The sequence below is a fragment of the Vaginella massiliensis genome (assembly GCF_900089075.1).
Lineage (GTDB): Bacteria > Bacteroidota > Bacteroidia > Flavobacteriales > Weeksellaceae > Weeksella > Weeksella massiliensis_A.
This window is the reverse complement of record NZ_LT593746.1, coordinates 753116-775116: the sequence shown is the minus strand read 5'-3', so window position 1 is coordinate 775116 and position 22001 is coordinate 753116. Positions and strand designations below refer to the sequence as shown.

Sequence of the window (22001 nt, the reverse complement as noted above, 5' to 3'; positions counted from 1 at the left end):
TTTATTTTACTTTTTTTGCGTAATCGTTATATTCAAAAAATTCTTTAGCTTCATCATCCCATTTATTTCTTGGGATTATTTGAAGTGTTACAAACACATCAGTATTTTTATTATATGTATCAATTCTTTCCAATCTGCCTTTATAATCTTTTTCAACGTGTTTGTACAACGAATAAGGTAAAATAGTGTCGGTTTCGTAGATGTAAAAACGAGAATACAAATCGGGAGAATTTATCTCAAACCGCTTATATTTCTTTTTAAAAAGTATGGTATCAGGTAAAGGTCTTCGATGTTGGTAGTTAGGTATTTTTTCGTTTGTATAAATCGCCCCATTTTTTTTATCAAAAACCGAATAAGCTTTACCAGCCAATAAATCAGGAATTAAAGCTTCTCCACTATTGGTATTTATTTGGTAGTAAGTGGTATCTAAAATATAATTACTCTCAATATTGATAGAAGGAAAACTAATGTCTGGAATCAATTCTAGAATGGAATCATTCGAATAATTTATTCTTGAAACATAGTATGTTTGCATTGCTTCCAACCCTTTTGAAGCGTTAAAATAGACATTTGAAATCATGTCTATCCCTCCCTTTTCAGATTTTATTTTGTTGTCACAAGAAATTAATGCAGAAAGAAAAAAAAGTGTTATAATTAGTTTTTTCATTTTTTGTTTGATTGATTAAAAAAACGGCCACTCTTGAGGAGTGTCGTTTATGAGTTTAGATGCCTCTTGAAGCACTTTGTTGTCTAACATTGGCTTTTTCTTGATTACTCTCGTCTAACCCTTGAATTGGTTTGTTTGTGTTTATTCTATTCATTTCACGATCATATAAGTTGAGAGTTTTATATTGAGGATTCAGAAAAGCTTTACCATCGATTACATTATCATCCGTTTTAATTTTCACATTGACAATGTTTCCTTTTTCAAGAGATTTGATTGCATCATTTTTCCATTCGGGTTTATCAAAAACTAAATTTGAATTTTCTACAATCTTTTTTGCATCGACTCCATAGTTTTGGTAAAAGGTTTGGTAATTGTAATTTCCTGTTTTATTTTTTTCATTCTTTAAATCTAACTTCACAAAAGCATCTTCTTTGATGTCAGTTTTTGGATTTGTAAACTCAATTTTTACAGATCTTCCTTCCAAAAGATTTACAGCTTCTTTTGCTGTAAAAGTATTTTCTTTAGTTACTTTGAAATTCTGTGAGATGTTTTCCCCTTTTTGATTTTCTAGATTCGCATTGTAAGAATTAAAAAAAATTCCCCCTTGTTCTGTTTTGTTGAAATTCAGTGTAAATTCTACCTTATTCCAAGGAAGAGCTTTGTCTGATTGCGTTTTAATTTCAAATTTTTGTTCTGGAGAATCGATTCCAGCTTTTAAATCTTTGTGAAGTTTTTCATCTTCTCCAAATCCTAAGTATTTTAATTGTTTTTTTAAATAGTCTAATTGGTCAAATTCTTTGTTTGTCTCCATAATATTTGATTTTTGTTGTTCTTTTTCAATTATTTTTTTTACTTCTACTTTATTAAACTGATCGATGGCTTTATTGAATGCATAAGTTTTTTCTTTATCCGATGAAATTTCTTGTACTATCCTATGAATGTTTTCTTCAGGTGTCAAATAAGGTTTATCCCAATTTATTAAATCGTATGTTTCTGGTTGAACAGGGTTAATTGCAAAGTCTATATGTTCTGTAATTTCAGCTTTTTTGCTGAACTCTAACATATTTTTCAATTCTTCAAATTGTCTATCCTTTTTTAATTCGCCTATAACTTTTACAAAGTCTTCTATTTGGAGTTTATCTTCTCTTGGATAAAGTTCGTAGGTGTTTTCGTTGACTATTTGTTCCAAAGTATCGAAAAAAACAGACGGAAAATTCCTTGCCCCGATTACTGCTTTCAACTTTTCATAATCCTTTAATTCTGTAGTATTTGAAGAATTGAATTTTGAATTATTAAAAGCTTCTAGTTTTGCTCTTGCATAATAATCAATTATCGTTAAATCAATTCTCGATTTAGATAGTTGTTGAAATCGATATTTCATCTCTTTTTCAACCTGCCTTTTTTCTTTTTGTTCTTCATCCATATTCTTTGTTTTGAAGTTTAAAACAAAAATGATAAAGGAATTTGTCAAAAAAAAGGTAACACCTTGTACTAAAGCTAAATAAGACTAATTTGGATTGAAAACTACATTTGTTTTTTTAGCGTCATTCAGAATGAACTTTTTAATAGAGTTAAACAACGCTGTGCTGAAATGGCGGAACAGAATTTTTTGCACTGTGTTGTGATAAAAGTGCGGATTTTAAAAAGAAATGAAACAATCCAGCTGCAAGAAATTAAATGAATTGTGGCGATTGTGGAATGTTTTTTTAAAATTGGCAGAAATTGTTTCGGTTATAAGTTGTAAATAAACAGACTGGCCCGATTAGGTTGGCTAGTCTGTTTTAGTTTATGCAGTAGCTAATTTATCCTGTGTGTATTGTACTACATCTTTTATGACGAGTTTTTGAATGGCTGAAACGATTAGTTCCATTGCCTTATAATCGGGTTGATTGTTTTTGGTTGGTAATAAGACTTTTTGAGATTCAATAATAGAAACGCTAAAACTTGAACCGTATGTAGCCTAAACCATATTGGCGAAATGGCGGTAATTGAAAGTTTATGTTTTCAAATCCGCCACTATCGCTAATAAATGGAATGTTGGTTAAAATATTTAGGATTATCTCCCTCTTCTTCGGTTTTGGTTTTCCTCTAGTTTAAGCTCTTCTTCTCTTTCTTGATTTGCATCTTGATACATATCTGGATCATTTACATTTAGACGTACATCATTTTTATTCTCTTTTTCTCGCTGTTTTTGTGGTCTTGATATACTGTTGATGCTATTAATTTCATTAGAGACAATATTCTTGTCGACAGCAATCTCTTTTGCAATCTCTGGAAATTTATCAATTTTATCTTGCAGAAAAGATTGAAGTTTTTGTAACTCGATTTTGTATCTATTAGATTCTAAATCGCTATTTTTTTCAACAACAAACTCCGTTATTTCTTTGATATGCTTAATCATATCAAGTTCTAGAATTTGTTTAGTTTTTTCATCATAAATAAATGCTTTTTGTTCGAAATTTAACTTTTCATCTTCGGATGAAATATTTTTAATTTCAGCATATTCAATGTTATTTTTACTGTTCTCCAACACCTCTTTCATTGTTTTATCACGTTCAAACAGATTAACGTTTAATTTGGTATTATTTTCGGTTAGTTGAAATGTGATTCTTTTTTTTTCATTATCTGCCACAATTATTCCTCCATTTAAAAAATCTTGAACATCATTAGCAGTCAATTTTTTTGAAAATGAATTATCGTCATTGATAATTCCGTATTTTTTCAATTCTTCTGTAGGTAATTCTGTTTTATTCATAATTCATTGCTATTAAGTTATTTACTTTGATTATATCATTTAAAAATTTAACTGGATTAATAAATCTACCCCACTCTTTGACAGAAAAATGTAAATGCGGCGCAGTTGATCCCCCTGAATTCCCACTTAAACCAATAACATAACCTGCTTTAACGATTTCTCCTTTTTTATAATAAGATTCATGTAGATGTAAATATGAAGTTTCAAATCTATCAAAATGATTTATTTTTATATAGTGTCCTCCTCCTTTTGAATCCCACCCTGATTCAACGACAACACCATCAAGAACAGAAAGAACATCTTCATAATTCGCTCTAATATCTATTCCATTATGCATTTTCATTACACCACTTATTGGATGTTTTCTAACCCCGAAAGGAGATGTAATGTGTATTTTGTTTTTTATTGGCATAAATATTTTTGAAATTGGTTCGTCTATAAAATTGTAGATAGTGTAATTAGGCTTTGTTTCTTTTTCTATGGAGTTCGCAAAAAGAATATTTCTACGACTATTTTCCATTAATGAATCCTTTATTTGATTATAGTATGCTTTTTCATTTTTGATTTCTTTAATCAAGATCTTTAATGAATCAATTTCATTTTTCAAATCTGATTTTGAGGTAATCTTGAATGTTTTTTTTACTTTATTTGCCTTCGAGTCTAGCTTATTTTGTTCTTCTATATTTTCATTTATACTTGTGGTAGTTTTTTCTTCAACCTTAATTGTTTTCCGTATGGTATTAAATTGAGCAAAAGAAAAAATACCTGTAAGAATAAAAAGTATGCTATAAAACTTTTTCATTGTTTTTTGATTTTTTTTTGTTTACTTTTACAACCATTTCTATTTCTCGATTAATCTTTCTGAAATTAGTCATAAGTATATCTTCTTTTCTATCAACCCCATTTCTGTCAATAAACGAGTAATATTTTGGCATTTGTACATAATTATCCTCTTCTTTTTTGATTGCTTTCATGTCTAAATCAATTCGACCATTTATTGCTGAAGTTTTATATTCTTCAGTATTGTTATCTTGTGCAATCATTCCGACCATTTCTCCTGTTTTTAAGGCTGCTATTTTTCCTGCAGGAATCATATTATCCATCTTTTCATTTATACTTGTGGTAGTTCCTTGTTGTGATATAGATTGAGAATATGTTTTTTGTTTTATTTTACCAAACATTCTCTCAAGCCATTCCAAAGTGTTTTTATCTCTCGCAGAACCAGATAGAACATTACCAACTATTGCAGAAATAGTTTCAGCAACTTCCTTTTTATAAAATTGACGAAGCTGTGGTAACTCTTGAAGACCTAAAAGAACTGCCACCTTATTGCTTCGAGCAGTAGCCACGACATTATCGATTTTATGTATATAAATAGTTGGAAACTCATCCGCAATTATTCCCCCGGGTAGATTGTTTTTAGAATTTATTACTCGAAGAATTCTGTTAAGAATAGATGAATATAAAGCTGAATTAATATCTTGTGTGCTTGGATCAGAAGCTAGAATTAGTATTGATGGATTATTTCTATCGGTTATTTTCAATTCTACATCGTCAGCAGAGAAAACCCAAAAACTCTCCTTTGTAGCTAATCTTGACAAAAAGATTTTCAGTGTACCTACCTGCCCTTCTAGTTGGTCAAAGGCTCTATTGTCATATGCTGATTTAAAAGGAGAAAGCAAAGATGTCAATTCTTCGTGATTAAAAAGCGTATCAAAAATCTCTTGATAACTTCTATTCATGAAAGACAGTATGTGAGGTAAATCTGAATATTTACCATTTTCATAAGTAGCGAAAAAATAAATGGTAGATGACAAAAAATTAATAGCAGATTGAGTGAAAAACTGATCCGAACCGCCCCCTGCACTTGCTCCCCCTTTTTGCAATGATGAAACCATTGATTCTGCCATTTCTTGTGCTTCAGCCAAAGTCTGAACATACTTTTTATGGAATGGATTCACCCTTTTTGACATTTCAACATTATTTAGATTAATAACATGAAAGTCGTAATTGTATTCAGTTTCTTTACTTTTTTTGAGTAAATAATGATAGTATGCAATCTGTGCTAAGTCTGGAAACTTGAAATCATAAATACAAAGACAAAATCCTTTTGAAATCATTTGCCGAATAGCTGGATTTATAACCCCGAAAGATTTACCAGACCCTGGAGTTCCAATCACCATAGTACCACGAAATGGATTAATATTCATCCATCCCTTATTATTCTTTCCTTTATACCGAAACAAGTATGGAATATTCACACTCGTTTCGGTATTGATTAGTTCTTTATTTTGGTCAAAAGATTCTTCTTCAATATTCCATCTGTCTTTACCCATTTTATTTTGCATCAATTTGGAGATAGAATCTGCTCCAATTTGTAAAATAACTGCTCCTAATAATGACATTATAGCATAAACTACTTGATAAATGTTCGTAGCGGGCAATATTTTTGGAATAGTCATATCTGACGCTTGATTCTGCCATAATAAGGATGTAAAAATCGAAGTCAAACCTATGATTATCGGTAAAACAATGTTTGTTGTAATGTTTAAATCTTTCTTCTTTTTTGCTTTCGTGCCAATAGCAACTAAAGCTATTAGTATGATCGTCAAAAATTTTGCATTAATAGGGGGGTAAATAAAACTTATTTTTTCAAAGCTTTTCAGAAAATTAGATAAAACTGGAATATCTGCACTTGCATAAAAAAGTGTAGCACAATCAAGCACAACAACTGCATATACAAGCTTTTGAAAAAAACTGTAAATATTTATTTGATGTTGTTGTTCTTGCATTTTTAAAAAGTATCAGCTTTTAGGACATCAGAATAATTAATTTTCATGTCAATGGCTCTCCCTGAAACTTGTTCTTCTATTAATCGGATGTTCAATATTTTACTATTAGGGAAAGTGAATTTTTTGAACACATAGATATTTCTAAAGTTTTTTCTAAAACTTTTAGATTTATTGAAAATGTACAGTGGCTCTAATTCTATACTTTGATTATTTGTGGCTTTGTGAATCTTTTTATCTTCTATGGAAAATTTCACATCATCAATATTATAGCTTAGATTTGTATTGTTGGTAAAAGTTACATCTAGAAAAATATAATCACTTCTAACATAGATGTTATTCAACTGCATGGTTAATTTCAAATCTTTTTCTTTTCTAATTGGATTTTTATCTTTTTTGTCAGTAATTAAATCCAAGGCATATCTTCTCAATTCAGCATTTGAAAATGGCATAGAATTAAATTCTATTGGTTGCATATTTTCTGCTTGAATATGAAAGTTTGTTTTATTTTTTGCTGAATTCATTGAATAGATTAATCTGTACTGGGCAATAAAAGATTGTCCAACTACTGTCACTATACCTATTTCTTGATTCTGTGAATAAACAATTGAATCGTTATCTGCAATCTTAACTCTTGAAATATTTTCTGCTGGCATATCGCCTGTAAGATTTTCGGTTGATAGATCTACATATTGTACCTGTTCAGGCGAAATGATATGTAAGTTAATTCCCTCTGATATTTCAATTGTTTTTAAATCCTCTACCAATTGCTCTTTTGTAGCAGTTTGCGCATTAACGTTTAATAATAATGCAGAAAGAAAAAATAGAAATATGTTCTTTTTCATAATATTTATTTTAAATTTTAATTTAGTTTGATTGCATTTCTTTGTCATCAATTAAATAGATGTATGAATTGTATTTAAGTTTTGCCTTGTTTGTTTTTATCAAATTTGCAATGGATTGAGATGTGGAAGTAAAGAGTTTTGAACCAATGCTTGTAAAAAAACTACTTCCAGAGGAATCTAAATTAGTTCCTTGAACAGATTGACTTCCAAACTCTTTTACCATATCTCTAAACAGACTATTTGGTATATATAATCCTTTCATTCCGTCTAAATCGTAAATGGATAAGTTGATTGGTAAGATTTCACCATCAGATAAAACAGAGACAATATTAAGATTCACTCTTTGCATTGAAAACCCTGAAATTTGAGCGTATAAAACATTACCTTTTTTAATTCTTTTATTTGCAACATAGATATCTTCTAACAATCTTATTCGTATTCTGGAGCCTAAATACCCTTTGTTATCTTCATCTATTACGGCTTTAATAAAATTATTTTCCTTTGCTTTATAAATTGAATTGAAACTATTGTTAACAAGCGTTTTGTTTACGTCAAACGTTGAGTTTAAAAAGGCTTCTTTTTTTTCTTTGTTTTTTTTCAATTTTTCTTCAGCCGCCAATCTACTTTGATACTCGGGATCTCTAGCTTTTTCAATAGAATCCATTACTAACATTTGTTCTTTTAGTAATTTTACAGGGTCTGTTGGCAGTTCTTTTATTGTATAATTTCCTGAATTTGGTTCACTAACCGAATTCGAACCATATGATTTTTCATTTAGCATTTTAATAATATCAGCAGATCTTTGATAATCGTCTCGGTCTTGTTTTGGTTCGTAATAGGAATTATTTCTATTTTGAGTTTTTTGTATTTGCTTTTCTGATACAAATTTCAGTGAATCAATTTTTCTTTTTTGCGCTTCCGTCAACAAATCACTATAAACCATTAAACTATCCGTTTCTTGTGTCAAACCATCTAACATAGTTCTATCATCTCCTCTTTCAAAAAACGCATCATAAGCGTCATTTTTTGACATGATGGAATCACTACTCTCTCCTAAAGAAAGTGATAGTTTTTCTCCATCATCTATAACTATTTCTTCCTCTTGAACGAAGCTTGTTCCGATATAAATAAAAAAAATTAAAAACGGAAGAACCAACAGTGGTAAAATATATTTTTTCTCTTTGAAATTAATTTTTTTGAAGTTCATGTTTCAAGCTTTGGTATTGATTATACAAATATTCTATTCTTATACTATCCGTTTTCGTTAGTAAACCTTGATCTCTCTTTTTTTTCATTGTTTCTAACTCATTCACTGTTTTTTTCATTTTCTCTTTAGTTTTTTCATAATCTAATTGGATTTTTTCATCTTTTATATTCATTATAGGATACATTGATGTGTAATTTTTTATAGGCTTTTCATAATAAATACTAAAAGTCATATTTACTATAAATGATATGATTAAAAACACCATTGTATAGGTGTAAAATATTTTAGGATTATTTACAATCCACCTAAACCATTTATAATTACTAAAGTTTGCTATAAACTTTTCCATAATAATATTATTATCTTATGTTAGAATACAAGTCATCATTATTTATAACTCGCCAATTTTCAAGTAAAACACCATGTGGATTATTTGGACTTCTAATGATGTCTTTGAAATTTCCTTCTGTGATTAGATTTCTTGTAATAATTCCTGTTCTTCTATTAATCATTTGTTTTCCGTAATATATAAAGCTGTTATTTTCTAGGTTGATTTTTATTGAATCTGTTTTAACACTTACCATTGAACTTGAAGCGATAATTTGATTGTAAAACCCTTTTTCTCTCAAATTTGTATATTCTTTCTTTCCAGAATCATCAATTAAGTACAGTGATTTATTGGTGTTTTCTTTGATGTAAGCATCATCGGGCGCGATCGTAAAAAACAATCTGTGAAACAGTTCAATTTGTGCTTTGTATTCTACAGGTCGGTTAAGTAAAGCGTCTGTTTGTTTTGCCAAAACAGGCACTCCGTTATCTAGGATATAAATTGATTTCTTTGAATCTCCTATTAATTTATAAGAAAACAAAAACCCAGCGATTACAATAAGACAAGCAAAAAAAATAGTTGAAATTGATACTATTTTATTGATTTTGATTCGTTGTTCAATATTTTTCATTAACATTTCGTTTATTTTTTAAAGTATTATATGTTTGCTGTGCTGCTCGAGCTGTATCCTTCGCAGCTGTTGCTGCTTGTCCAGCGGCTGCTACTCCCCCTGTTTTAGCGGCTATTACTGCAGTTTTTCCTGCACTAGCTACTTTAGCAGCTGCACTCTTCATTTTTGTTGCTGCTCCTGCTCCACCAGCTGTAACAATAGTGTCAGCAATTGTTGGAGTCATTAATACACCTATCCCTGTAACAACATAAGCTACGACAGTAAATAACTGGTTATATACTATTCCATAACCAGTCATATATAGCAATAGCGCATTTAAATCATCCACAACTCCAGTATCTGAAATAAGCAAGTCTAACCTTTGAATTTCCATGGTATATCCAGATGCAATCAATTGTTGACCAATGTTAATGATCGTATAAGCAACGAAAGTGTATAAGTTGATATTGATAAATTTTGCCACCCAACTGTACAAAGAATTCTCAAAGCCTGGGATTAACGCCATACCTACAGCTACAGGTCCCAAAACGATGAGTATATAACTCCAAATTTTCTGAATAAAAAATATTAAATACACACAGACACGAAGTATGGCTAAAGCTACAAATTCTATTATTTCAGCGATAGCTTTTTGACCTTGAAAACTCATTCGAATTGCCCATTCTTTAATGGGAGCAACCAATTGTTCCATTGAATCTGCAATATCATCCCCTAATTGTTGCCACCAACTTTGATCTCCTTTTACAATTTCTTCTTTAGCGTCCTCTTCAGCTTTTTTCTTTATCAAAAACTCTAATAATTGTGACTGTTTTTTAAAACGCTTTACTCTTAAATCATTGACTTCATCTTCTATATCAGCAAATATTTCTTTCCCCGGTTGTGCAAGTTTTATGAATGGTTTTTGAATTAGATTGGTAAATCCTGACCAATAAATCAACAAAAAACCTATGAAAATTGGTCTAAACATTGGCATTATTTCCCATTCTCGATCCCCTGCTATCATCTGCCATCCTAAGTATCCCAAATACAATAAAGCACCAAACCCACCAATTGCGCGACCTAATAACGCTACCTTTGTTGCTTCAATATTGACTTGTGTATCGAGTGTTGTAAAAGCTTCCATGAACCATTTTTCAAATGCTCCATCTCCTTTCAGATATTTTAGAATATTACTATATTCTCCGTCCGATTGACCAAAAAGCAACATTGGCATAAAAAATAAACACAAACCAATTGTTATTTTAATAAACTTATTCATATAATTCTAATATTTGTTTTTGTACTTTTCCATTACTTCTTCAACAATTTGTTTATCTGATTTAGGTGTAGATTGATTAAAATTGTAGCGATCTTTAATGATATTTTTGTAGGTCAAAAGCAACGTTGTTTTATCATTTATCGCTCTTAAACTTTTCTCAAAAGCACGCCACCTGATCAAAGTTTCGTGATACATTAAGAACCTTTTCCCCCTTGGCATATCCATGGTTCTTGACAAGTTATTTTTTTCTTTTATAAGATCCAGCTCTTCTTGTAGTATTGCTATTTTACCTGTCTTCTTCATAAAATCAAAAGTTTCTTGATCTTTAATGGTCCATTCGACATAATTTGATGGATTAGCAGGGAAAACTCTAACAGGATTTAACATTCTTTTATAATATAATAACCATAGTGGGTCTGCATCAACGATTGCGGAAGTCCAATGGGCAAAATCCTGCACACTTCTTTTATAAACGGTATCAGCTGAAGCGTGTATTCTTTCGGCTTCTTCTTCTTGAAATTTTAATTCTAATAATCGTTTATTTTGTAGTCCATCAATTTTTAAGGGTCTAATATCCTCCCCTTTTTTATACTGCTTATTTCTTTTTGGAGCCCACATTCCCCACACTGTAGCATACGCGAAATTAGTCTGAATACCCAAAAAGCGTCTGGGATAAGGTCTCCAATCTCCCCATCTTTCGTAAGTCATTCTTTTGTGTTGTGCAACTATGGATGGATCATTAAGCCGCTTTACGCTTTGTGCATTGATATTTGAAGAAAATACAAGCATTAAAAAAATTTGGTAAAGAATTAGTTTTCTCATAATGATTAATTAAAGATGTAATTGTATTTTCTAATGATGTCATCTACGATTAGCTTATCAAGACTTATATAATCTCGTAATATTGGAACTTGATAGAGATAAGGTATTTCATTAGCACTTTGAAGCCTCCAAGTGATGAGCAATATATTCCCATTAATATGTCTTAATCTCATATATATATTTTCAATTAAATATTCTCTGTCCATTGAATCCATCAAAAAGTCATTGTTTTCATTCAATATTTCAGCTGTTAGTTCTGTAAATAATTTTTGAGTTTCTATAAGAATATTATTATAATATTTTGATACTAAGATTGCATACTGCGGTCTTCGCGTTGTAGCAGAGAGCATTACACTTCCATTTTTTTTAATTCTCTCTAAATATTGATAGATATAAATTAATTTTTTACTCTGTAAAAGCGCAGCGTTTACATTTCTCAATTGTCGATAAATGTGTTCGTGAATAACGATTGCTTGTGCTATTTTTCCATTTATATCTTCATAAAGTTTTCTTTGCTTTTCGTAAGAGTTCAGAAAAGTTTCTTCACTAGCCATTCTTACTGAATGATTTTTTGTCATTTGAGTTAACAACTTGTCATTGATAACAATAGTTTGAGCGTTGGATATTATTCCACATAATAATACTATCAGAAATATGTTCTTTTTCATGTTAAAAGTTTTTAATATTTTGCATAATCTCTTCAACGACTTGTTTGTCTCTGTTCACATAGAATCTAATTGCATTAGTGTTTCTTTTAATCTTTAATTTTAATTCTTGAATTGTAAACAGCATATTTGACGAATCATATCTTAGTTTCTTCACTTCATCAACTGCATAATCTAATAAAACCTTTCTTTCAGCTTGTTCCATTTGATTTATAGCACCATAAGACAGGACTATTCCAGTTAGAAATCGAATAACCATTTGTAAATCATCTACAAACTTTATTTGTGAGGGAAGTGCTGCCACTAGGATATAGGGTGCATCCTCTATTTCTTGAATGATAGCTCTTTGGTTTTCATAGATTTTTTTGCTTTCCCTTTGTATTTGGATACCTGCTGGAGCAGCTTGCAAAGCCAATGATAAGATTCGAAGTCTATCTTGTATTGTTACAACTTTTTCTTTAAATCCTTTCCACTGTCTTTCATTAATAACCTCTTCTGCCGTATTAGAATCTTGCTTTGATTTCATCTCTTTTTGACGTTTATTTTCGTCCATTGTGGCTTTGATCTCAAGATTCATCATTGGAAATGATACATTTTCTTTTGACCACGGAGACGAATTCCCTCCTCCCATAGACGTTAATATCAAAAACAACGGCAACAAAAGAAAGGTTCTAAAAGCGGTAATTATTTTACCTTTAAAAATGTGTTTCATACCGTCTCATGATATTTTCGACAATACTCTTATCTGTATTGATATAACCAGCAAAAGGATTAATAGCATTCCAAAAGCCCACGCTAATAGCTCTTTCCATTCTCATTTTAATAGCTAAAAGCCAAAGCTTTAGATTTATCACATTTTCATATATGTTATGTAGCAACCTATATCGGTCTCCAGCAGTTGCTAAATTCAAATCACCAGATTTCAGCAACTCGGTAACATCCGTAATAATATTTAAACTTTGCTCATAAGTTTTTTGTGTAGCTTTCACCCCAAAAATTGCAAACTGTGGTTTTTCAGCTGCTAAATCACCTACTTCTTTTGCGTATCTGTAACATCTTTGCAATTCATAATAAATTTCTTTTACTTGAATCCCGTTTTGCAACGTTCCCGAAACCTCATTCAGACCTTTTAAGATTTTATTTTGAATATTGTTTGCTACCACCATCTGTGTTCCAACCCACGCTTGTGCTCTTTGCAACTTTGTCGTTTCTTCAATTACGTCATCTTGTTTAGCCTTTAAATTTTCTGAATAAAGAATCATCGCAGCCGTAACAGTTGGGTCTATATAAGTGTTTTGCGCAGAAACGGTAAAACAATATAAACTTGCTAAAATCAAACTATACTTCTTCATATACATCTATATTATTGGTTTTGAGTATTTCAATCGGATTATCCTCGTATTCTTGTAATTCTTGTGAAATTATCTTAATCGTATTACTGTCATGTACTTTCTTTTTTGAATTATAAAACCTCACAATTTCATTTTGTAATGGCTGTTTAAACAAATTAACTAGGGAAACCAACTGGTCTAATTGCAGTTTATATTTTTTCAAATGGTCAACAATAACTATTAAAGCTTTGTCGTAAGATTTAAATTCTTGAACATAGTATTCAACCGCTGATTTTTCAGGTTTTTCAGTAGTGTAGGTTAGATACTGCTCCAACGAAACCTCGTTTCCATAAACTTCTCCAACACTACCTCGCTTTAAGTAAAATTCTTTAAAACGACTTCTTCCAAATTTGTTATTCAGATTATTTATCGTGAAAATTTTGTTTTGTTCCACTTTATTTAAGGATAATATATCGGCAATTCGATCGAAATTATCCTTGAACTTTGTTTGATCCAATAATATAAAGGTGTCTGAATTATTAATGATACTATCTTTCACTACTGCATTTCCAATAATGTCATCTAACTCTTGTGTCACTACGATAGCTTCTCCCCAAAATTTTCGAACAGTTTTATATAGATACAAGATGTATCCTCCCATTAATTTTGATGCAATTGCTTTCCATGCTTCTTCTATAATTAATGCTTTCCGTCTGTCTTTCCGCATTCTCATTTTTTGTATGAAGGTATCCATGATGATTAGCGTAACGATTGGGAAAAGCTTTGGATTATCTTTTACATTATCGATTTCAAAAACTATAAATGGTTCCTCAAAGAGAGTATTATCTGCACTTTCATTCAAAGTAGTTCCATATCTACCTCCCTTATAGAAATCCTTTAGAACAAACAAAAAAGTTCTCAAATTGAATTCATTTTCTTTTATTCTATGATTTTTATTGTTCAGATAAATAGGCAGAAAGTCATTACAAAAATCATAAAATGAGTTAAAAGACAACTCTTCAACAACAAGTGTTTCGTTTAGTTCCTTTATTTTTTTTATAATAGCATTTCTAAATGCTTCATTCCATTCTTCTGCTGTTTCAGGTTTTTTAATTATATCATTCGATATAACTAAAATCATTTTTGTTTCATTATAAATTCTTCTTTTATTTTCGTCTATCAATGTTTCATAGGCATCATAAACATTGTAGAAATCGGAAGGATTATAATTTGGATTATTCATGTTTTTATCTGGATGAAATTCTGCAATAAGTTTTCTTCCAGCTTGTTTCACTTCATCCATTGTTGCATCGTATGGAATACCTAAAATATCGTAGAAGGTTTGTTCTTTTTGGTATGTTTTTTCTAATTCAACAATTAATTCATCCTCATAAATATTAAACTTTTGTAGAAACAACAATAAATGATCTGTATCCTTCCCCTCAAACCAATTTTCATTTTTATTAAAAAATTGATGATAGTATGTCACTAAGACATTATCTAAAATTGATTTGATTGTTGCCGACATCGTAGCATCAGCTCCTTGCCAAATCAAAAAAATCAGATTACTTAGAAACTCGATTTTCTCAATGTTAAATTCTTCCTTTTTGAAAAGAAAAGGATTCATTGTAATTGGATTTTCTTCAGTATATTGGATGTACCTCCCGTTTTTATAGGAGCAAGTTCCGCTATAAGAATCTCCAGTATCAACAATTACTACATCATAATTATAGGTTAGATACTGCTCTACAATATTATTCATTAAGAATGACTTACCTGAACCTGATGGACCTAAAACGAATTTATTACGATTATTGATTCGTCCTGTTTTCATAGGTAAATCAGCTGGATCAACTTTTAGTGGGACACCTTGTCTATCCGTAAATCTTAAATAGAAATTAGACTCTTCATTTATGGGGTAACTTTCTTTAAAAAAAAAACAAAGTGCAGCTTCACTTGTGGTCATAAATAAATCGTATTCTCTTAACTCAGTCGCATTACCGGGTATTGTTGCCCGAAATAGTTCCATTTGATTATAAGCATTTTTTGAAACGACAATCCCTTTTGTGAAAAGTTTGTTTTCTATCATGGATTGAATATTTTCCATTTTTTCTAGATCTAATGCTGAAAACAAAATGGAAAAATGTGCATTTACAATTAATTGACCATCTACAGCAATATTGTGAAGTAACGTTTCAATTTCTTCTGCAATAATTGCATTTGACGGTGAATTATTAGCCGCTCCCTCATGTTTCTTTTTCTTTTTGTCTAGTTCTCGTTGCTGAGGCGCTTGTAATGGAATTGAGACAACTTGATTATAAACAATAGTCTCATAGTCTTCTAAATCATTAATGAACGAAAAATTATCGACTGCTGTTTCAGCTGCTGCACCAGATCCACCAAATAAAGAAAATGGTTCTATATAAGAGGGTATATCTATATTTTCTACGTCTACATAAGTAATATTCTTGACAAACCGATTTCCTATTTGAAGAAATTCATTAGATGATTTAATATTATCAAAAACTGGTTTTTCACCAAATTGCATGGTAAGCACCCCCGAAATGTAATATTCAAAATCTTTTTCAAACAAAAATTGTGGATTACAATTTTCTTGTTTTAAAAGCATAAAAACCTTCTGACATTTATCTCGTAGATTTTTGTAATTCTTCTCTGAAAAACCGTAATGCTTTGATTTCTTTTTAAGTTTATCATCAACGATGTCTGTAAAAAATAAAACAGTTTCAATTGTTTTAAAAAGACGTCCATCAAAATGCTCGGAGTATTTTTGTTGCAAAAATTGCTCATGAACTTCTGCGTTGTATTTTCTTTTAGAGAATATATCAAGCTTTTGAATTATTCTCCCCTCCCCTATTATCGATACAACTTGATTTAATAAAGCGTGATAATTTAAGTACCCCTCTGGATCAGCAGAATATTGTTGTACTGTATTTTTTATTTTGATACCTATTATGGGGTTTCCAAATTGTCCAAACAATACATCAAAATTCCAATCATGGTCTTTTCCATAATCATAGCCTATATAGGGAATATTAAAATCTAAAGTTGTTGTTTTTTTCATCTTTTTAGTTTTTTCATTTTTTTAGGAAAAACAAAGACTTGGTTGTTATTTTTTGTTTTATTGTATAACCCTTTTTTATCTTGTATTCTGAAAACCAAATAAACCCCTCCTGCAGTTAATACAACACCTAACAATGTCCCAAACAATCCAATAATTGATGAAATCACCATCGTAAGTAAGACTCCACCTCCAATTGTTATTACAGCATATAAAATATATTTTCCTTTCAAACCGAAAAATACAAGAGGTTTCTTCAACCCCTTGTATAAATAATAACTCATGCTTACTATGCTATCTTAAAAAACGCACTTACAAATTGTGGTACGATAATCAAAAAAACCATAGCTCCGCCATACCCCAAAATTTCTTTGTTGATATCTTGGTCACCATTTGTCCATTTGTTATAAATTCGGAGACCTCCAATAAGTCCTACAACTCCTCCAACTGCATTTAAGAGTTTTTTTATTGGGTCCCAATAATCAGCAATTGTAGTTGAAGCATTAGCAATAGCAGAGTTACCACCTTGAGCCATAAGCGGTGTAATAGCAATTGTTAAAAACGCTAATGCTAATAGCGTTTTAGTTCTTGTGTTCATTTTGATCATAAATAAAAAAATGTTAAAAAAATTAATAAATGTTATATTGTTGAATGATATACCTTTTGTCCATCATAATCTTTCACAACTTGAACCATAGTTTCAGACATTTTCATAAGGTCTTTCCAGTTGTTTTTTTCTTCTGTCACTTTCTTAACTACATTTTCTTGTGTAGCTTTATTCAAAGAATTTTCAAAATCAAACTCTTCTTCTCTTTCAAACTTCTCTCTTAATTGATCTAAGTCTGGTCTATCATTTTCTTCTCTTTCTACTGTATCAAAATCATGCTGTATAAATTCACCTGGAGTATCAATTTCTTCAACATCATCGATGTATACCTCTGACAGCTCTGTTGTAATATCTTTCAATGTGAACTCTTCTGATTCGTCTGTAACAATCTTTTTTTCTTTTCTAAAAAAAAGATCATAGACAATATTTCCAGCATAATAAACGACATATAAGCCTAGTAATATGGCGGTATATTTTATCATAAGTTTTCTTGTTTTTTGTTTTCTTTTTCTTTTATTAATTGAGCAGATAATTTTTTGAACTCATGCTTATTCAATGCATATCTAATCGCTAAATCAATAATCTCATCTAACGAGATGTCATAGGTTTGAAATTTACCCAACTCCACATGCAAGTCATTATCAATGGTTATATTCCATGTTTTTCTTTCTCTTACATTTTCTTCTCTTTCTTTTAAATATTGGTCGATATTAATATCATTATACTTGCGTTCAAGAACAATTCTAAATGGTAATTTGTAATGCATCATTTATACTTTCAATTATTTCATTAAAGGGCTTTCGTACAGCATATTTTTGTTCGTAGCTTAATTTTCGAGTGTTTATAGTTTGCAAGCAATTTCTCTTAAACACAGGTGTTTCTATTAACACTCCATATTTGGAAATTTCTTCATCCATTTCTTTTTGATTTAAGTACTTGTATCCTTTGTCGTACTTATTTCTAATAAATATTCTTTCAGCCTGAGATTCAATAAGTCCTAAAAGATTTTTAAAAACTAAGGTCGATTTTACAGAGACATCCGAATATTCAAACGGTATAATAATTACATCACTATACACCAATAAATCACTGTACTTTTCGTCTAACGTTCCTGCCAAATCAAAAACATTTATTTCATCAGAGTCTTTAAGTTCAAATAGCTTCTCAAGGTCTTCAAAAGGATATTTGTTTTCGTCTTCATCTTCACCTACAATTTGCACGTCATAGATTTTTGGATCATCCAACATCTGATCTTCCATCCATTTGTAATAGAATGATTTTTGATAATCAAAATCAAAAACATTTATTTTTCGAGAGGTTAAGCTCGATAGATAATTAACAAAGGTAATGGCTAATGTAGTCTTCCCCGCTCCCCCTTTTTGTGTTGCAAAAGTGATTATCATATTATTTCTTTCTCCTTCGTCTTTTTTTCAAATCATCTTCTGCTGGATCTTTCCCAGTATGTGATGATTTATTTATCTCAAAAACAAAATCTTTAATACTTTGATTTAATTCATCTGAAAGCATTTCCTCTTCGGTTATTTTCGTTTCGGAATTGATATATTTTTGGAATTCAACACTACCAATTGTACTGCGTAAATCTCCAATGTAATGGAGTCTATCATGAATTACGTATTCTTTACCTTCTTCATCTCTCAAAATAGTTATATGATTATTGTTCTTGTATTTAGAATTCAAATAGTCAACAATTTCTTTTTTCAATGAACTGAATTCATTTTTACTTTTTCTTTTTTTATTTTGAAAAAGCATATAATCCTGAATGTTATCAAAACCATTTCTGTTAAGATGTTGAAGCAGTAGTCTCTTAGAATCTTCATCTCTTATTGAATAATCTTTTAAGGATTCAAATTGCCTTTTATCTATTTCCGAATCGGTAAATTCAAATAAGTCTTTCATGGGAAACAACTCACTACCTTTGAAAATCATTCCTTTTTTATGATCGATTAGCGTATAACCAAAAGGCATTTTATCTGCACTGTGATGAAAGTGTATATCTATTCCAAAAATTTCTCGGAGCTTGTGCTGAAGCGCGCTTTGGAATTCTATTTTAGGTTTACCATTTTCATCTATCTTTTCTTTAGGTAAAACGCCTTCTATTTTTCTTCGATCTATAACTTTGAAAACTTTATTGTCTTGGAGGTCCTTATATTTATGAAGAATCGCCTTTAGCTGTTTTTTCCTTTCTTTTGTTGCCTGACTAAAATTTATTTGATTACTTAAAATAGTTTGTTGACTAACTCCATTTTTCAAGATATCATACGCATTTTCAATCTTCGGATTTTTAACAAGTCGAAAACCAGATCGTTCAAAGAGAAGAGATAATTGATTAATGGAATTGAATTTATATTGTAATAACTTTTCAATTTTCTCATCTACACCTACTCCATAAATTTTTTCCATCACAGTTGCCAATGCCTTTTGTGACTTCAATTTCTCAAAACTATCATCAATCTTCTTCCCTGTTCCCTTATCAACCCTAGTTGAAACAACATGAACATGATTATTTTCTGTATCATCATGAAAAACCACTAAATAAGGCTGTTCACCATATCCCATTTCTGTCATAAATTCTTCCGCTATTTTGGCTAATTCATCCTTTGAATGCTCTCGGAATCGTGTTGATATAGCTGCATGGAATTGAGGTTTTTTAATTTTATGGCTTTTAGAAATACTGGCTAGATAGGATTTCACATCCTCTTTTGAACCATGTTGATTAATAAATGAAGGAAAGTTCTTCATTAGCATTAATTCTCCTTTTTCAGATTTTATTTTTTTATCGTTATATTGAACGGCAGGAAAATTAGAACCAGCTGCTTTCATAACTTTTACAATCATGATTTTCCAAGCAATGTGTAAATCTTAATAAAGGTTTTATTCTGTTCTAATTTCAAAGCCACAATCTCTTCCAGAAGAATATTAAAACTATTCAAATCTGCATTTGAAATATCTTTCTTAGAATTAGCAATCTTCGCAAATTGATTGATATTGTTTTCTATTTTTCCAAAAATATTGTCTTGCTTTTCAATGAACTCCAAAACCAATTTTCTTTCATCATCTAATAATCTATTTTCAACCGACTGAATGATTAGGCTTGTAAGTGAGATTTTTTTTTCAGAACAGATTTTTTTCCACTTTTCTTTTTTCTGCATTTCTATTCTGAATTTTATCATCGCTTTTTTAGTCTCCATTTGTCAAATTCTTATCATAAAAAAGATTATTTCGCCCTCATAAATTGATTATGGAGACAAATTTGAATTATTCTTTTAAACCTCGCAACCAATTGATTATCAATAAAACTAATTAGGACTAATTTGGATTAAAAACTACATCCAAAAACAAATTTTATTTATAAATCAAATTTTTTAAAGAAAAAAAACAAGTTCCGCAGTTTTTTCTCCTTTTGAAAAAAGGCAAGATGTCATTAGTACCAAAACTTGCAAAGTTTGTGGGTACAATGACACATCTTGCTACTTTCCAAACCGCTTTTTTATAGAGTTATTAAAACATTGGTTGTCAGCAGTATTTAAATTGAATGCTAATTTTATTGATTAATCAGAGAGACTTGATGCAGAAAGAAAAAAATCTCTCTCTCTCTCTCTATATATATATATATATATATATATAAATATATATTTAATATATTAATACAATAAGAAAATCATATTATACTGAATATCAGTAATAAACAATTTGTAACCTATGCACATTTTGACAAGGTCAGGTGGATAACCTATGCACATTTTGACAAGGTCAGGTGGATAACCTATGCACATTTTGACAAGGTCAGGTGGATAACCTATGCACATTTTGACAAGGTCAGGTGGATAACCTATGCACATTTTGACAAGGTCAGGTGGATAACCTATGCACATTTTGACAAGATTGTATACAAGAATATTCTCCTTTAAAATAGAACTTAAAGAAGTAATATAAAAAGGAACCAACTGAATAAGCTAGTCCCTTTTTTAGTCCATCACATTAATAACCTATTGATTGTCAATGTATTTTGTAGCGACGTATGCGCTTGCCCAATATTCCCGATGATTTGAGAAAATTCATAATAAAAATCGAAGGGTTTCATGGGTTGTTGAATAGCCTTTTTGAAGCTATCTAATTGGTATTCCAACTCCGTTTTTGGCGTAAACCAATACAAGTCGGGATGTTTGCGTTGCAATTTTTGATAAGCAAAATCTACATCTTCTTGCAACTGAGTTACTGGGATTTCTCGCATGAGTAGTGCATTGTATCGCTCAATCGACTGACATGAAAAAAGCAAACAACTAATGAAAAGCATACTTACAAATTTCGGCATAGACGGATTTTATTTTACTTCTGAATAAAATTGTTTCAAAAATACTTCTAAAAAATCATGTCTTTGTTGGGCAAGAGATTTTGCTGTTTCGGTATGCATCAAGTCTTTTAGTTTGAGTAATTTATCATAAAAATGTTGCACACTCGATGCGTCTTTTTCGTTGTTGTCTGGATCGTACATGCGCTTACCTGCACTTCCGCCATACGCAAAACAACGCGCCACCCCAACCGCACCTATTGCATCTAAGCGATCGGCGTCTTGCACAATCTGGGCTTCAATCGAGGTCGGAATATTACCTTTGCTGTACGAAACCTGCGAAACAATTTCGTTCACTTGCCGAATTATCTTTTCATCCACCTTCAACTTTTGAAGCAAAGCGGTAATCAACTCTTCGGACCGATCGGTTCCGTTATGCAATTTGTAATCGCCAATATCATGCACCCAAGCCGCCAATTCGACCAAAAAAACATCTGCATTTTCATGTTGTAAAATTTTTTTGGCATTGTTTACCACCCGTTCGACATGGTAATAATCATGCCCCGAACCATCCTTTGCAAACGCCTCTCTGACGTATTGTTTTACGTGCTGCAAAATAGCTTGTGTATCCATTAGACCGAAAATAATTAGACAAGTTTATGAAAACCCTTTCAAACAAATCATCAAATTAAGAAAAAATCAATCTAA

Annotated in this window: 24 protein-coding genes; all 24 read right to left on the bottom strand. The window is 30.7% G+C overall.

Going from position 1 to position 22001, the window contains the following annotated elements; genetic code table 11:
- Position 1: 1 nt before the first annotated feature.
- Positions 2–667, bottom strand: coding sequence for a hypothetical protein (locus tag BN8061_RS04930; RefSeq protein ID WP_068597007.1), 666 nt, complete (start codon positions 665–667; stop codon positions 2–4).
- 55 nt (positions 668–722) lie between these two features.
- Entirely contained in the window at positions 723–2090 is a 1368-nt protein-coding gene (locus BN8061_RS04925) for a hypothetical protein (protein WP_068597005.1), read from the bottom strand.
- A 633-nt stretch (positions 2091–2723) separates the two neighbouring features.
- Entirely contained in the window at positions 2724–3422 is a 699-nt protein-coding gene (locus BN8061_RS04920) for a hypothetical protein (protein ID WP_068597003.1), read from the bottom strand.
- Complete coding sequence (locus BN8061_RS04915; RefSeq protein ID WP_068597001.1) at positions 3415–4224, bottom strand: M23 family metallopeptidase; 810 nt, start codon at positions 4222–4224, stop codon at positions 3415–3417. Before BN8061_RS04915 ends, BN8061_RS04920 begins: the two co-directional genes overlap by 8 nt.
- Positions 4208–6214: a type IV secretion system DNA-binding domain-containing protein gene (locus BN8061_RS04910; RefSeq protein WP_068596999.1), complete on the bottom strand. Its 2007-nt coding sequence runs from the start codon at positions 6212–6214 to the stop codon at positions 4208–4210. The genes BN8061_RS04915 and BN8061_RS04910 overlap by 17 nt, the downstream gene beginning before the upstream one ends.
- 2 nt (positions 6215–6216) lie before the next feature.
- A complete protein-coding gene (gene traN, locus BN8061_RS04905) occupies positions 6217–7056 on the bottom strand; it encodes a conjugative transposon protein TraN (protein WP_068597949.1) in 840 nt (279 codons plus the stop codon).
- Positions 7057–7078: 22 nt separating this feature from the next.
- On the bottom strand, positions 7079–8263 hold the full coding sequence (locus tag BN8061_RS04900) for a conjugative transposon protein TraM (RefSeq protein WP_068596997.1): 1185 nt from the start codon (positions 8261–8263) through the stop codon (positions 7079–7081).
- The gene (locus tag BN8061_RS04895) at positions 8244–8612 is read right to left on the bottom strand and encodes a hypothetical protein (RefSeq protein WP_068596995.1); all 369 of its coding nucleotides are present in this window, start codon (positions 8610–8612) and stop codon (positions 8244–8246) included. The genes BN8061_RS04900 and BN8061_RS04895 overlap by 20 nt, the downstream gene beginning before the upstream one ends.
- Before the next feature lie 10 nt (positions 8613–8622).
- Positions 8623–9228 (bottom strand): conjugative transposon protein TraK, encoded by a 606-nt coding sequence (gene traK, locus BN8061_RS04890; RefSeq protein ID WP_068596994.1) that lies wholly within the window; start codon positions 9226–9228, stop codon positions 8623–8625.
- The gene (locus BN8061_RS04885; protein WP_094745858.1) at positions 9209–10480 is read right to left on the bottom strand and encodes a TraJ family protein; all 1272 of its coding nucleotides are present in this window, start codon (positions 10478–10480) and stop codon (positions 9209–9211) included. The genes traK and BN8061_RS04885 overlap by 20 nt, the downstream gene beginning before the upstream one ends.
- Before the next feature lie 6 nt (positions 10481–10486).
- Entirely contained in the window at positions 10487–11302 is an 816-nt protein-coding gene (locus tag BN8061_RS04880) for a hypothetical protein (protein ID WP_068596992.1), read from the bottom strand.
- Between the two features lie 5 nt (positions 11303–11307).
- Positions 11308–11970 carry a hypothetical protein gene (locus BN8061_RS04875; RefSeq protein WP_068596990.1) on the bottom strand — a complete coding sequence of 221 codons (663 nt, stop codon included), beginning with the start codon at positions 11968–11970 and terminating at the stop codon, positions 11308–11310.
- 1 nt (position 11971) lies between these two features.
- Positions 11972–12679 (bottom strand): hypothetical protein, encoded by a 708-nt coding sequence (locus BN8061_RS04870; protein ID WP_235802687.1) that lies wholly within the window; start codon positions 12677–12679, stop codon positions 11972–11974.
- Positions 12663–13319 (bottom strand): hypothetical protein, encoded by a 657-nt coding sequence (locus tag BN8061_RS04865; RefSeq protein WP_068596988.1) that lies wholly within the window; start codon positions 13317–13319, stop codon positions 12663–12665. Before BN8061_RS04865 ends, BN8061_RS04870 begins: the two co-directional genes overlap by 17 nt.
- Positions 13306–16380 (bottom strand): TraG family conjugative transposon ATPase, encoded by a 3075-nt coding sequence (locus tag BN8061_RS04860; protein ID WP_068596986.1) that lies wholly within the window; start codon positions 16378–16380, stop codon positions 13306–13308. Before BN8061_RS04860 ends, BN8061_RS04865 begins: the two co-directional genes overlap by 14 nt.
- Positions 16377–16661 (bottom strand): DUF4133 domain-containing protein, encoded by a 285-nt coding sequence (locus BN8061_RS04855; protein ID WP_068596984.1) that lies wholly within the window; start codon positions 16659–16661, stop codon positions 16377–16379. The genes BN8061_RS04860 and BN8061_RS04855 overlap by 4 nt, the downstream gene beginning before the upstream one ends.
- A gap of 5 nt (positions 16662–16666) precedes the next feature.
- Positions 16667–16984: a DUF4134 family protein gene (locus tag BN8061_RS04850; protein WP_068596982.1), complete on the bottom strand. Its 318-nt coding sequence runs from the start codon at positions 16982–16984 to the stop codon at positions 16667–16669.
- A gap of 32 nt (positions 16985–17016) precedes the next feature.
- Complete coding sequence (locus tag BN8061_RS04845) at positions 17017–17466, bottom strand: hypothetical protein (protein WP_068596981.1); 450 nt, start codon at positions 17464–17466, stop codon at positions 17017–17019.
- Entirely contained in the window at positions 17463–17753 is a 291-nt protein-coding gene (locus tag BN8061_RS04840) for a hypothetical protein (RefSeq protein ID WP_068596979.1), read from the bottom strand. Before BN8061_RS04840 ends, BN8061_RS04845 begins: the two co-directional genes overlap by 4 nt.
- A complete protein-coding gene (locus BN8061_RS04835) occupies positions 17728–18387 on the bottom strand; it encodes a ParA family protein (RefSeq protein WP_068596977.1) in 660 nt (219 codons plus the stop codon). Before BN8061_RS04835 ends, BN8061_RS04840 begins: the two co-directional genes overlap by 26 nt.
- A gap of 1 nt (position 18388) precedes the next feature.
- Positions 18389–19840: a relaxase/mobilization nuclease domain-containing protein gene (locus BN8061_RS04830; protein ID WP_068596975.1), complete on the bottom strand. Its 1452-nt coding sequence runs from the start codon at positions 19838–19840 to the stop codon at positions 18389–18391.
- Positions 19837–20154 (bottom strand): hypothetical protein, encoded by a 318-nt coding sequence (locus tag BN8061_RS04825; RefSeq protein ID WP_235802686.1) that lies wholly within the window; start codon positions 20152–20154, stop codon positions 19837–19839. The genes BN8061_RS04830 and BN8061_RS04825 overlap by 4 nt, the downstream gene beginning before the upstream one ends.
- An 824-nt stretch (positions 20155–20978) precedes the next feature.
- Complete coding sequence (locus BN8061_RS04815; RefSeq protein ID WP_154662256.1) at positions 20979–21317, bottom strand: hypothetical protein; 339 nt, start codon at positions 21315–21317, stop codon at positions 20979–20981.
- Positions 21318–21326: 9 nt separating this feature from the next.
- The gene (locus BN8061_RS04810; protein WP_068596968.1) at positions 21327–21926 is read right to left on the bottom strand and encodes an HD domain-containing protein; all 600 of its coding nucleotides are present in this window, start codon (positions 21924–21926) and stop codon (positions 21327–21329) included.
- Between the last annotated feature and the right edge of the window lie 75 nt (positions 21927–22001).